The sequence below is a fragment of the Mesobacillus stamsii genome (assembly GCF_030814065.1).
GTDB classification, from domain to species: domain Bacteria; phylum Bacillota; class Bacilli; order Bacillales; family Cytobacillaceae; genus Mesobacillus; species Mesobacillus stamsii.
This window is the reverse complement of record NZ_JAUSUN010000001.1, coordinates 231,357-244,103: the sequence shown is the minus strand read 5'-3', so window position 1 is coordinate 244,103 and position 12,747 is coordinate 231,357. Positions and strand designations below refer to the sequence as shown.

Genomic DNA, 12,747 nt, shown 5'->3' with positions numbered 1-12,747 from the left:
TAGAAAAGGAGGAAAGGAAATGAAACAAACAACTGATTTCTGGAAAATGAAACAAAGCGGAAACAAAATTGTGATGGTAACTGCCTATGACTTCCCTTCAGCAAAACATGCCGAACAAGCTGAAGCTGATATGATTCTCGTTGGAGATTCCTTGGGCATGGTCGTGCTGGGGTATGATTCCACCATTCCAGTAACAATGGATGATATGGTCCACCATTCAAAAGCCGTTCGGCGCGGAGCAGGCAATACATTTATTGTCGTCGATTTGCCATTTATGAGCTATCATCTGTCAATCAAAGACACCTTATTAAATGGTGCCAGAGTCATGCAAGAGACAGGGGCTAATGCCGTTAAGGTAGAGGGTGCTGATGAGGTCATTGATCATATCCGTGCACTTACAAAGGCAGGAATACCGGTAGTTGCACATCTTGGCCTGACCCCGCAATCTGTTGGTGTACTTGGCGGGTATAAAGTCCAGGGCAAAAGTGCAGACGAAGCCAAAAAGCTGATAAACGATGCAAAAAAATGTGAAGAAGCCGGTGCTTTTGCCATTGTACTCGAATGTGTTCCAAAGCAGCTTGCTGAACAAATCAGCAAAGATCTTACCATTCCGACCATAGGTATTGGAGCAGGTGCAGCAGTAGACGGACAAGTACTTGTTTACCATGATATCATCACATATGGAGTGGATCGTGTCCCGAAATTTGTGAAACAATATACGAATGTGAATGAGCAAATTACAGCAGGTCTCAGTTCCTATGTTTCCGAAGTGAGGCGTAAAGAATTCCCAGAAGACAAGCATACATTCACGATGAAGGAAGAAGAATTGCAGGCATTGTACGGGGGAAGAGAATGAAAATTATTAGGACGATTACAGAAATGCAACAACAAATGCAAACATTAAAAGCTGAAGGCAATAGCATTGGCTTCGTACCAACGATGGGATTCCTGCATGAAGGACATATTTCCTTGATGAAAAAAGCACGCCAGGATAATGAAATTGTTGTCCTAAGTATATTCGTGAATCCCCTCCAATTTGGCCCTGCTGAGGATCTCGATGCATATCCGCGTGATTTTGATCGTGATCATAGGATTGCCGAAATGGAAGGGGTAGATTATATTTTCTATCCTACAGCAGAGGAAATGTATCCGAAGAATGCCTCGCTGAAAGTATCCGTAATTGAAAGAACGAATGTCCTTTGCGGCAAATCGAGACCTGGGCATTTTGATGGGGTTGCAACGGTTTTGATTAAGCTTTTCAACATCGTTCAGCCTGCAAGGGCTTATTTTGGGCTGAAGGATGCCCAACAGGTCGCGGTGATTGAAGGCTTGGTCGCAGATTTTAATTTCCCTATTGAATTGATTTCGCTCGAAATAGTCAGGGAAGAGGATGGCCTTGCCAAAAGTTCTCGAAATGTCTATTTAAATAAACAAGAAAGAAAACAGGCGCCAGAGCTCTTCAAAAGTCTTCTTTTGGCAAAAGCTGCGCTCGAAAGCGGTGAGCGGAGTTCAGCAAGGCTAATCGAAATAATAAAGAAGCATATTAACGATAATACCGCCGGAGTAGTCGATTATATTGAAATCTATTCTTATCCTGAGCTGCAATCGCTTGAAAAAGTAACTGGCAGGATGATCATCGCCTTGGCAGTCAAGTTTTCGAAAGCCAGATTGATCGACAATATTATTTTAGATGTAGAAAAACTTTAGGAGGTATATTCCATGTTCCGCACCATGATGAACGGCAAAATCCATCGGGCAAGAGTTACGGAGGCAAATTTGAATTATGTAGGCAGCATCACCATCGACAGTGAGATACTGGACGCTGTCGGGATGGTTCCAAACGAAAAGGTACAAATCGTGAACAATAATAATGGCGCCCGTTTTGAAACGTATATTATTGCAGGAGAAAGAGGCAGCAGGGTGGTTTGCCTAAATGGTGCGGCAGCTCGTTTAGTTCAGGAAGGCGATGTTGTGATCATCATTTCCTATGCGCTCATTTCTGAGGAGAAAGTGGCGACCCATCAGCCGAAAGTTGCATTGATGGACGAAAACAACCATATCGTTGAATTGATCCATGCAGAACCCGAAAAAACAGTATTTTTATAAGGGAAAAAACTCCCGATCACCGGGAGTTTTTTCTCATATTAGACGGTGCACGAACGAAAAAGCTGTATGTGTTTAGCGCTAAAGCGGAGTATAATGGTGATACTATGGGGTAAACAGAGCGAATCCAAAAAACAAGTAAGCTCCTGCTTTCATTTTCAGATTTTTAATGGTACGGTTTTGTTTGACTGAAGGTAAGAGGTGTAGTGAAAAATGAGTCAAAAATTTGTTGTGATCGATTTAGAGACGACGGGTAATGCTCCAAAAAAAGGAGACCGAATTATCCAGTTTGGAGCAGTTGTTGTGGAAAATGGCCGAATTACCGACCAGTTCGCCTCTCTCGTCAATCCAATGGAGAAAATACCAGTATTCATTGAAGAACTGACGGGCATTTCTGATTCCATGTTAAAGAATGCTCCATTGTTTGAAGAAATCGCTCCATTGGTTTCTAATTTGCTAGAAGATGCTTATTTTGTGGCACATAATGTCTTATTTGACCTTTCCTTTCTACAGGAAGAATTAATAAATGCAGGCGAGGAAGGTTTTTATGGTCCGGTAATTGACACAGTGGAAATGGCGAGAATTGTCTATCCAACTTCAGATAGTTTCCAATTGACTGATCTTGCTGCAAAGGAGAGTCTGCAACACGACCGGCCTCATCAAGCAGATAGTGATGCCCGTGTGACAGCAGAACTTCTGTTAATCATGCTGAATGTTGTTGAGGCGCTTCCGCTTGTCACCATTAAAGAACTTACAAAGCTTTCAGAGGGACTGAAAAGTGATCTTCATTTGATTTTTGATGAGATATCAAATGGGAAAGAAACCAGAATCGAACCACTACCAGAGCATTTAGAAGTTTTTCGCGGAATAGCATTAAGAAAGAAAACAGGGAGTGAGATGAAAGAGCATCAGGTCATTGATTTTCCAAAAACAATGGAAGAAAAAAAAGCCCTCCTGAAAAGGGCGTTTACTGGATATGAAATGCGGCCGGGACAATTTGAGATGATGGACCTTGTATATGATGCGTTCCATAAAAACGGACATGCGTTGATCGAAGCTGGAACTGGGGTAGGGAAATCCCTCGGTTACTTGATCCCCTCCGCTATTTTTGCACTAGAAAGCAATAACCGAGTAGTGGTCAGTACATATACAACCCAGCTTCAGGAGCAGCTGCTGTCGAATGATGTTCCTAAACTGAACAAAGCATTAGAGACTAAAGTGAAGGTTGCACTGATCAAAGGGAGAAACCACTATATCAATATGGCTCGCTTTGAACAGTCTCTCAGGGAAATAGAAGAGAATTACGATACGGCTCTTACAAAAATGCAAATTCTTGTCTGGCTGACCCAAACAGAAACTGGGGACGTGGATGAACTCAATTTGTCCAGCGGAGGGATGCTTTACTGGAATAAAATAAAGAATGACCGCTCCATTTTTATCAAAACAAAGCACTGGGAGGAATATGATTTTTATCATAAGGCCATTGAAAATGCGCAAAACGCGAATCTACTTATCACGAACCATTCGATGCTTCTTGCCGACTTAGTGTCTGAAAACGGGTCCTTGCCAGAATTTGAGCATGTGATCCTAGACGAGGGGCATCAATTCGAAAAGGCAGCGGGCAAATATTTTGGAGAGTCACTCGATTATATGTCAGTTAGGTTAATGCTGAATCAACTCGGACTTTACGAACAACATCAGCTATTTTATAAGCTGGAAAACTTGCTGAACAAGGCTGGCATTCTCCATTCCCAGCATCAGCAAACCTCTGAAATCAATCAATTGATAGCCGATTTGATCTATGAAACCGAAGACCTCTTTAAGCTCGCAGGTACTTATGCAAGGAAGGCTATGAAAAATAAAGGCAGCAAGATACAGGCAAGCTTGGTTCCAGCCAGAGAAAATCGAGTATGGTCGGCATTAGTAACAACTGCTGAGAGGGTTTATTTTCAGCTTAGAGATTTACAGAATGCCCTTGAGAAAAGGATGGATGGTGCCTGGAGAAGTGCGGACAGCTTTTCAACAAGGGAAATGGCGATATTAGATGAAGTTGTACATTTGATGCAAGATTTAGAACAAGCTTGCTTCATGGCAAAAAGAATCGTTACGGAAGAGGGAAGGGATGTAAAATGGATTGAAGCCGACACACGGTCTATGCAAAATTCAACAGCCTTTTTTTTCCGTCCTGTCCATGTATCCGAATCTCTGGAGGCACAATTTTTCTCAAGGAAAAAAAGTGTTGTGGTAACATCCGCGACTTTATCTGTTAATCATTCCTTTCGTTTCATTAAAAAAGAATTAGGTTTACAGCAAGTTTTGCTAGAGAAACAGATCCCGTCTCCCTTCTCCTACAAAACACAAGTGAAACTCGTTGTCCCAGAGGACTTGCCAGATATTAAATCTGTTTCAGATGATGACTATGTAGTGGCAATTACAGAACATATCATCTCGATTGCCGAAGCAACAAAGGGACGGATGCTGATTCTGTTTACTTCGAATGAAATGCTGAAAAAGGCGTACAATTTGATTAGGGAAAGTGGCCTTCTGGAAGATTTTATCCTAATTGCCCAAGGCATTTCTGCAGGCAGCAGGTCAAGATTGACAAGGAATTTCAAACGGTTCGATAAAGCGATTCTGTTTGGAACGAGCAGTTTTTGGGAGGGTGTCGATATACCAGGAGAAGATCTTTCATGCTTGATTATCGTCCGACTTCCTTTTTCGCCCCCGGACGCTCCGCTTACGGCTGCGAAATGCGCGTTGATAAAACAAAATGGTGGTAACCCGTTTTCTGAGTTCTCCTTGCCAGAAGCAATTCTCCGCTTTAAGCAAGGATTTGGAAGGTTGATTCGAACTTCCGATGACCGTGGACTGATTTTTGTCTTTGATCGAAGGCTCGTAACGACAAAATACGGAAATGCTTTTTTAAAATCAGTGGCTGATGTCCCGGTCGAATCAAAATCAATCAATGAAATTGTTGACATGATTCATGATTGGCTGTAGGCCTAGCATCAGGATTTTTTTCGTTTGTTTTTCCCCTTAACCTTACAGAAAAGCGATCTCCTGATATAATAGGTGTTAGTTGTATTATTTGCAGCTAGATGCTGCTCTAAAAAAGTGATAAAATCGGCAAGGAGAGAGTTGCAGGATGGAAAGTAAAATCGAAATAATCTCTACGGTGAAGGTCCAGAATACACCGGATTTATATAAAATAGTGGATGCTCTTAATAGGTCCTTGAAACATGATGACCTTATGTTTGGTCTGGCTTTAGATCAGGAAGATAAAGAGAAGGCTATTTTTACTATTTACCGAACCTAATGAGAAATTTTTACCGCTTGTTCAATTAGAATGTGAAGAGCGGTGAGTAGTTTACATAAAGAAGGGATTCATGTGAAAAAGTGGATGTTGCTAGGGATTCTTTTTGTGGCAATTATGATCGGTATCGTGGTGAATGTTTACTTGAATGCGGTTGAACCAGTTAGTGTTGCAGAAAAGAAAGCGGTGGAGATTGCAGCGAAAGAAACGTACCTTTCCGATTTCACGGATTTCAAGCTGTACAGTGGAGAGGAAACCTATTATGTCATGACTGGGAAAAACGCTGGGCAGGAGGATGTCTATGTCTGGATCAATGAAAAAAATGGCGATTTGATCACGAAAGTTGCTAAAAATGGAATCACGCAAAAAGAAGCGTTAACCAAACTTTATCAGGAAAAACAGCCCGATGAAATCATTGCCATAAGGCTTGGTATGTCCAGGATTCAAATGACGGACAGGCCAGCATGGGAAATTTATTACCGTAAAAACAGCGGAACCATCAATTATTATTATGTTGATTTTGAAACGGGCGAGAAACTGAGAGCAATTGATAATTTATAAATTCCAATGAACGAGGAGGAAAAAAATGAAGATCCAGTTAGCAGACAGAGTGAGGGCTCTGACACCTTCTTCAACTTTAGCAATCACAGCCAAGGCAAAAGAATTGAAAGCACAAGGAAAAGACGTAATCGGGCTTGGGGCAGGTGAGCCTGATTTTAATACACCGCAGCATATAATCGAGGCTGCTGTGAAATCAATGAATGAGGGATACACAAAATACACTCCTTCAGGCGGGCTTCCAGAATTGAAAAAGGCAATTGCAGCCAAATTAAAAGCAGATCAAGGTCTTGAGTATCAGTTGAATGAAATCATTGTCACGAGTGGTGCCAAGCATGCATTGTACACATTATTTCAAGTACTGCTGAACGACGGCGATGAAGTCATCATTCCGACCCCTTACTGGGTCAGCTATCCAGAGCAAGTGAAACTGGCAGGAGGGAATCCAGTCTATGTTGAAGGGCTGGAACAAAATAATTTCAAGATCACGCCAGCTCAGCTGAAGGAAAAGGTGACGGAAAAGACAAAGGCAGTTATCATCAATTCGCCAAGCAATCCTACGGGAATGGTTTATTCAAAAGAGGAGTTGCAGGCACTAGGAGAAGTTTGTCTGGAAAAAGGCATCCTGATCATTTCAGATGAAATCTATGAAAAACTAATTTATGGAGAAGTTGAACATATCTCGATCGCACAACTTTCAGATGAATTGAAAAAGCAGACAATCATTATTAACGGTGTTTCAAAGTCTCATTCCATGACAGGGTGGAGAATCGGGTATGCAGCTTGTGACAGTGCGCTCATTAAGGCGATGACCGACCTTGCAAGCCACAGCACATCGAATCCAACTACACCGGCACAATATGCGACAATTGCAGCTTATGCAGGACCGCAGGAGGAGGTCGAGAAGATGCGTTCAGCTTTTTTAGAAAGGCTTGAGATCATCCATCTTAAGTTGAATGAGATTCCGGGTATTAGCTGCCTAAAGCCTCAGGGAGCGTTCTACCTGTTCCCAAATGCGAAAACAGCAGCTACGATGACTGGCTGCAAGGATGTAGACGAATTTTGCAATATGCTGCTGACTGAGGCGAATGTTGCGGTTGTTCCTGGCTCTGGGTTTGGAGCTCCCGATTTTATGCGCCTTTCCTATGCCATATCACTAAGCCAATTAGAGGAAGCAATCCGCCGAATTCATCAGTTTGTCAACAAACGTGTATAAAAACAAAATAGCAGACGGGAACTGGAAACCGGTTCTCGGTCTCTTTTTTAGTAAGGCGATCGGTACCTTTTTCCCTTTCTTATTTGATTACCAGCCGGGCTATTTCATGCTATACTATGAAAAGAGGTGTCCGGAATGAAAAAAGCAGATTTGTTAGAATGGCTGAAAGAAGGAAATGTTACGATTCCTTCTGTATTGTTGACGCAATATAAAGAAATGAGACTGAACGAGCAAGAATTGGCTTTAATACTCCATGTTTTCTATTTTTCTGAAAAAGGAAATGAATTTCCTACACCTACTGAACTTGCAGCCCGCATGACGATATCCGCATTTGAATGTACTGATTTGCTTCGATCCCTGATACAGAGAGGGTTTATTTCGATCATGGATGGAAATTCAACTGAGGGAATTAGATATGAAAAATATTCACTGGAACCATTGTGGGAAAAGCTGTTTGACCAGTTTCTGCTGAAACGCCAGCAGGAAAAAGAGCTGGTGGAGCAGAAGGAAGAGACAGATTTATATACTGTGTTTGAAAGAGAATTCGGCAGGCCTTTGTCGCCGTTTGAATGCGAATCGCTTGCTATGTGGATGGATGATGATCACCACGATCCGATCATCATTAAAGCAGCTTTAAGAGAGGCTGTGATATCGGGGAAATTAAATTTCCGGTACATAGACCGAATTCTTTTCGAATGGAAAAAGAATGGAATCAAAACAATCGAACAGGCTAAAAGTTATGGAAGAAAATTCAGGCAGCATCAGAGTACGCAAAGACCAGGGAAGGAAGAGCCAAAAGTTTCTGCCAACCCTGTACCATTTTATAACTGGTTAGAACAGTAATTTATGAGAGAATTCATCATTCTCTCTTTTTTCATCTTCCATATAAAATAGTTCAAATCTGTAAATGGAAAAAACGGGTGAATAATCATGTTGAATAAGCAGCAAATCAGGTTCTGTCTTGATGAAATGGGCAGGATGTTTCCAAATGCACACTGTGAGCTGATCCAGTCCAATCCTTTTCAACTCGTGATCGCAGTGGCATTATCGGCTCAATGCACGGATGCACTTGTCAATAAAGTGACGAAGGATTTGTTCGAAAAATACAAAACACCAGAAGATTTCCTGGCAGTGACACAGGAGGAGCTGCAGCAAGATATCCGCTCGATTGGTCTTTTTCGTAACAAAGCGAAGAACATTCAAAAGCTGTGCAGGATGCTAATTGATGAATATGGAGGAACAGTTCCAGCAGATAGGGATGAATTGACAAAGCTACCTGGGGTAGGCCGGAAAACGGCTAATGTTGTAGTTTCCGTGGCCTTCGGAGTTCCCGCTATTGCAGTGGATACCCATGTCGAGCGAGTCAGCAAGCGGCTTGCGTTTTGCCGGTGGAAAGATTCTGTTTTAGAGGTAGAGAAGACTTTAATGAGAAAAGTTCCTAAAGAAGAATGGTCGATTACCCACCACAGGATGATCTTTTTTGGCAGGTACCATTGCAAAGCGCAGAATCCAAGATGTGAGACTTGTCCTTTGCTTGATGTTTGCAGAGAAGGCAAGAAAAGGATGAAGGATAAACCATAAGAGATTACATCAGGGAGAGAAAGAGGCATGGAGAGAATCCTTAGTGAATGGAATCATTATAAAATAGAGCTGAGCCATCACTTTGCAAACAGGGATCACGAACAGGCTCTACCATTGATGAGAAAGTCCATTGATTTATTTAAGCAATTTCTTTTTATGTCGAACGGTCTGAATCCAAACTTGGATTCGATGGGTCATTGCAAGCTCAAGCCGGTGAATGTCAGCGAAAGACTAGAATTTGTTTCATCACGACCTGGCCTTTTTCAGTCTTATAAACAGCTAGTGGAATTATTCACTGAACAAGAAAAGCAATATGCTAGCAAGATTGCCTTACATCAAGCAAAAGAGAAACGTCCTGATTAATCAGGACGTTTCGTTTGTATTACAGAATATGAAAGTATGTTAACTCTCCATATGGTACATAATTGTCATCTCTGATTTCTTTAGAAAGTAAAAATGTGTAGAAAACGAAACAAGTTTATTTTACACCGTCCACATTTGTGAACGGTGTTGTTTGCTTTTTTAGCATCAGCTTCAGTTGCCACTATCATTAGTGGTTCCTGTACCAGCGGCACCACCAGTGTCGTCGCCTGATCCTGGTCTGATACCGGGATTAGTACCAGGATCAGTACCAGTACCAGGATCAGTACCAGTACCAGGATCAGTACCAGTACCGGGATCAGTACCAGTACCAGGATCGGTACCAGTACCGGGATCAGTACCTGGTACAGTTCCGCTTCCAGGTCCAGTGTCATTTCCGGTTCCGTTACCATTTCCCCCGCCATTCCCGTTGCCGCGACCATTCCCATTTCCGTCTGTACCTCCGTTTTCCCCCGCATTGTCAGGAACCGTGAAATCTGGAACTTCCATTTTCGCAGTGGCTGGTTCAGAACGTTGGTCTCCACGGATTGCCGTTACTTTGAAGGAATATATTCCACCTGGAACGGCATTGGCGATGGTTATACTCTTTTCCGTTGTCTTCGTTAATTCCTGCTCAGGACCTTCATCAAGTGATGCAGTCACCTCGAATTGGACATCCTGTTTGTTATCTTGTTTAAATTCCCAAGTCAGGATGATTTCATTTTTCACTTCATCATAGGCTGCTTCAAGCTTTGAAGGCGTTTCAAGCTTTTCGAACTTCTTGGATGTTTCGTTTGGCAGATTTCCTTTTACTGCCCACTCATAAAGGATTTGATCCTTCGGAGTAAACTCACTTGCAAGCATGGCAGGAAAACTGCCTTTTTCAATCTTTACTCGTTCAACACTGTTAGGAACGGTGAAATCGGGTGTGTCAACATCTTTTGATACGTAGGTCATCAGATCCTTAAATAGCATTTGCGAGATCTTTTGCTCTGTACCGTAAAGTGCGGTTTTTCGATCACTGTAACCAGTCCAGACAGATGCAGTATACCTTGTTGTATATCCAACAAACCAGGAATCAGGCACCCCTCCATCTTTGATTCCAAATGTTTCAATATCCTTTTCCGTGTAATTCGTTGTTCCTGTTTTACCGGCTACAGGAAGATTGGCGATATTAGCGTAACTTGCACCAGTTCCTTGTGTGATTGCTGTTTTCAACATATCAGATACCATGAAGGCAGTGTAATCCTTCATAACGACTTTGGTTTCAGGAGTTAGATCCATTTCTGTCTTGTCGCGAAGGACAATCTTCTTGACTGAGTATGGCTCTGTATAGAAGCCGTTGTTTCCGAATGCTGCATATGCACCAGCCATTTCAATGGGAGCAATTTCTTTCGCACCGATTGCTGCGGATTCATAGAAAGGATCATCCAGTGTTAATCCAAGATTGGTGCCGAATTCCCTTGCCTTATCAAGACCAACAGCCTGGAATGTCTGGAGGGCAGGGATGTTGATGGATTTTGCCAAAGCCATTCTTATCGTCATGATGCCGTTATACTTGTTGTTCCAGTTTCTGATTGGGTCCCCGTTGGAATAGGTCATTGGTTTATCTTCAAGCATATGGTAGGTACCCCAGTGCAAATACTCGATTGCCGGACCATAGTCAAGAATGGGTTTAATGGTTGAACCAGGCTGCCTTTTGACATCGATCGCATAATTCAGTCCGCGTTTTACCTGCTGATTCCTGCCCCCGCCTATAGCGCGTATTTCACCGGTTTTTGTATCCAGTAGGGTAATTCCCGCTTGCATTTCATTATTTGGGAATTGAACTGCAGCATCTGTATTTAGGATATTCTCCACATGCTTCTGAGCGTTTGGATCAAGTGTTGTATATATTTCTAGCCCGTCGGAAAAAATATCAAAATCGGTTTTTGCGGTTACTTCTTCAATGACGATATCAATAAATGCATCATAAGGTTCTTCGTTCTTTTTCTTCCTGTTTTCTTCCGAAACGAGACTGGATTCTACCGGAATTTTTTGTGCTTGTTCCATCTGTTCCTTTGATATAAAGCCATGCTGGTGCATCAGCGATAAAACAATATTCCTGCGCTTCTCGGCACTCTCTGGATTTGTAAAAGGATTGTAATTATTAGGGCTCTGCGGCATTCCTGCAAGCAGAGCTGCTTCATGAAGCTCCAGCTGATCCAAATCTTTGCCAAAATAGGTTCTTGAAGCTGTCAGGACACCGTGCATGTTTTCTGACATGTAAATTTTGTTTACATACATCTCAAAGATTTGATGTTTCGTATATTTCTGTTCAAGCTGATAGGCTAGCCAAGCTTCCTGTGCTTTTCTGGACAGTGTCTTTTCAAAGCCAAGAAAATAGTTTTTCACTACCTGCTGGGTGATAGTGGAAGCACCCTCAGAGCCAAATCCATTTGTAACATTGGCAATGACTGCTCCGCCAAGACGGATGACATCAATTCCATTATGTTTGTAGAATCTGACATCTTCCGTAGCCAAAAATGCGTCTTCAACTAGTTTCGGTATGTCTTCATAGGAAACATAATCCCTGTTCTGTGAGCCTACTTCTGTTACAAGTTGTTTGTCCTTATCATAGATCTTTGATGAGATCGGGTCTTTGAGCAAGGATTCATCCAGTTTTGGCGTATCCTTTATCATAAATGCAAATGTAGCGATACCAGTCAGCATGCCAATGATCCCTAAGAGGATCAGGGTTAGGAATATTTTTTTAAACAATCCTTTTTTCGCCTTCTTGCCTTTAGGTTTCTCATTCTTGGCCGCCTGCTGTCTGCGTCGCTCCTCTCTTGTCTGAGGTTTTTGTGCCATGTATAGTTCCTTCCTTTCTCGCAATCGAAAAGCTAACTAAGTTTATAAAGATAATCGATAACTTTGATATAGTCAATTCTGGGATGAAGGCCAAGCGGAATTTTATGGCCGCAATCCATTACTTCTGCCTTTGTGATTGACTTCCTGCCACCCTTGGTCATTCTGTTCCAAAAAGCAAGCAAATGACTCGCTTCTAGGAGATAGATTTCCTCTTCGGTCGAGAACCGAAGAATGACAAAACAGATTCCTCCTTGGTCTAGAACGGACTTCATATGAACAATTTGGTGTTCATGAAAGTTTTTTAATGGAAAAGATGTGGAAAACTTCGTCTCCTTCGCCTCAAAGTCAATGTATTTTCCTTTATAAACGCCATTATAATCTGTAGTAGATGCTTGTTTAAAGTATGCCTCTTTAATGACCGCTGCACTCCTTTGCGGATAATCCACTTGGACGATTTGCAGAGGAGTTGGTTTTTTATGGATTACCGCGATGTTGCGATCAAGATAAAAGGAGTTGGTTTCATTTAGGTCTGCCTCCAACGTCATCCCTCTGTTGCTATATGCAGCATTTTTGCGTTTTTTTCCTTTAAGTAATGCTTCTTTATTTGCAGCAGGAATAAATTTTTTTCCGTTTGGATAATGGAAAGTCAAGTTGATCACCTCACAGACTACTCTTTATCATACCAAATTTAAACGTCTTTTGGTTGAATAAAAAGCCCTATTTCCCTTCACTATAAGAACAACCTATAGAAAAGGAAGAGAAATAA

Annotated in this window: 12 protein-coding genes; 10 read left to right on the top strand and 2 right to left on the bottom strand. The window is 42.0% G+C overall.

Annotation, left to right across the window (positions count from 1 at the left end):
- The first annotated feature begins 19 nt into the window (after positions 1 to 19).
- The 10 genes from panB (at position 20) to J2S25_RS01255 (ending at position 9,134) form a co-directional block, all read left to right on the top strand.
- A complete protein-coding gene (gene panB / locus J2S25_RS01300) occupies positions 20 to 856 on the top strand; it encodes a 3-methyl-2-oxobutanoate hydroxymethyltransferase (protein WP_044396115.1) in 837 nt (278 codons plus the stop codon).
- Positions 853 to 1,707 (top strand): pantoate--beta-alanine ligase, encoded by an 855-nt coding sequence (gene panC / locus J2S25_RS01295; RefSeq protein WP_044396117.1) that lies wholly within the window; start codon positions 853 to 855, stop codon positions 1,705 to 1,707. Before panB ends, panC begins: the two co-directional genes overlap by 4 nt.
- A gap of 12 nt (positions 1,708 to 1,719) precedes the next feature.
- Positions 1,720 to 2,106 (top strand): aspartate 1-decarboxylase, encoded by a 387-nt coding sequence (gene panD, locus J2S25_RS01290; RefSeq protein ID WP_044396120.1) that lies wholly within the window; start codon positions 1,720 to 1,722, stop codon positions 2,104 to 2,106.
- A gap of 210 nt (positions 2,107 to 2,316) precedes the next feature.
- Positions 2,317 to 5,103, top strand: coding sequence for an ATP-dependent DNA helicase DinG (dinG, locus tag J2S25_RS01285; protein ID WP_307191016.1), 2,787 nt, complete (start codon positions 2,317 to 2,319; stop codon positions 5,101 to 5,103).
- A 145-nt stretch (positions 5,104 to 5,248) separates the two neighbouring features.
- Positions 5,249 to 5,419 carry a YpmA family protein gene (locus J2S25_RS01280; protein ID WP_084221898.1) on the top strand — a complete coding sequence of 57 codons (171 nt, stop codon included), beginning with the start codon at positions 5,249 to 5,251 and terminating at the stop codon, positions 5,417 to 5,419.
- A gap of 72 nt (positions 5,420 to 5,491) precedes the next feature.
- Positions 5,492 to 5,977: a cell wall elongation regulator TseB-like domain-containing protein gene (locus tag J2S25_RS01275; RefSeq protein ID WP_044396126.1), complete on the top strand. Its 486-nt coding sequence runs from the start codon at positions 5,492 to 5,494 to the stop codon at positions 5,975 to 5,977.
- Positions 5,978 to 6,008: 31 nt separating this feature from the next.
- A complete protein-coding gene (locus tag J2S25_RS01270) occupies positions 6,009 to 7,190 on the top strand; it encodes a pyridoxal phosphate-dependent aminotransferase (RefSeq protein ID WP_307191041.1) in 1,182 nt (393 codons plus the stop codon).
- Between the two features lie 135 nt (positions 7,191 to 7,325).
- Positions 7,326 to 8,033 (top strand): DnaD domain-containing protein, encoded by a 708-nt coding sequence (locus J2S25_RS01265; RefSeq protein WP_044396128.1) that lies wholly within the window; start codon positions 7,326 to 7,328, stop codon positions 8,031 to 8,033.
- An 87-nt stretch (positions 8,034 to 8,120) separates the two neighbouring features.
- On the top strand, positions 8,121 to 8,771 hold the full coding sequence (gene nth / locus J2S25_RS01260; RefSeq protein WP_307191015.1) for an endonuclease III: 651 nt from the start codon (positions 8,121 to 8,123) through the stop codon (positions 8,769 to 8,771).
- A gap of 27 nt (positions 8,772 to 8,798) precedes the next feature.
- Positions 8,799 to 9,134 carry a YpoC family protein gene (locus J2S25_RS01255; protein WP_307191014.1) on the top strand — a complete coding sequence of 112 codons (336 nt, stop codon included), beginning with the start codon at positions 8,799 to 8,801 and terminating at the stop codon, positions 9,132 to 9,134.
- Between the two features lie 171 nt (positions 9,135 to 9,305).
- Here J2S25_RS01255 and J2S25_RS01250 read toward each other — a convergent pair whose 3' ends face one another.
- Positions 9,306 to 11,981, bottom strand: coding sequence for a penicillin-binding protein 1A (locus J2S25_RS01250; RefSeq protein WP_307191013.1), 2,676 nt, complete (start codon positions 11,979 to 11,981; stop codon positions 9,306 to 9,308).
- A 32-nt stretch (positions 11,982 to 12,013) separates the two neighbouring features.
- Complete coding sequence (recU, locus tag J2S25_RS01245; protein WP_044396132.1) at positions 12,014 to 12,631, bottom strand: Holliday junction resolvase RecU; 618 nt, start codon at positions 12,629 to 12,631, stop codon at positions 12,014 to 12,016.
- Between the last annotated feature and the right edge of the window lie 116 nt (positions 12,632 to 12,747).

Coding starts and splice junctions, on each gene's coding strand:
- J2S25_RS01250 (WP_307191013.1), bottom strand. CDS start 11,981: ATGGCACAAAAACCTCAGACAAGAGAGGAGCGACGCAGACAGCAGGCG.
- J2S25_RS01255 (WP_307191014.1), top strand. CDS start 8,799: ATGGAGAGAATCCTTAGTGAATGGAATCATTATAAAATAGAGCTGAGC.
- panC (WP_044396117.1), top strand. CDS start 853: ATGAAAATTATTAGGACGATTACAGAAATGCAACAACAAATGCAAACA.
- panD (WP_044396120.1), top strand. CDS start 1,720: ATGTTCCGCACCATGATGAACGGCAAAATCCATCGGGCAAGAGTTACG.
- nth (WP_307191015.1), top strand. CDS start 8,121: ATGTTGAATAAGCAGCAAATCAGGTTCTGTCTTGATGAAATGGGCAGG.
- dinG (WP_307191016.1), top strand. CDS start 2,317: ATGAGTCAAAAATTTGTTGTGATCGATTTAGAGACGACGGGTAATGCT.
- J2S25_RS01265 (WP_044396128.1), top strand. CDS start 7,326: ATGAAAAAAGCAGATTTGTTAGAATGGCTGAAAGAAGGAAATGTTACG.
- J2S25_RS01280 (WP_084221898.1), top strand. CDS start 5,249: ATGGAAAGTAAAATCGAAATAATCTCTACGGTGAAGGTCCAGAATACA.
- panB (WP_044396115.1), top strand. CDS start 20: ATGAAACAAACAACTGATTTCTGGAAAATGAAACAAAGCGGAAACAAA.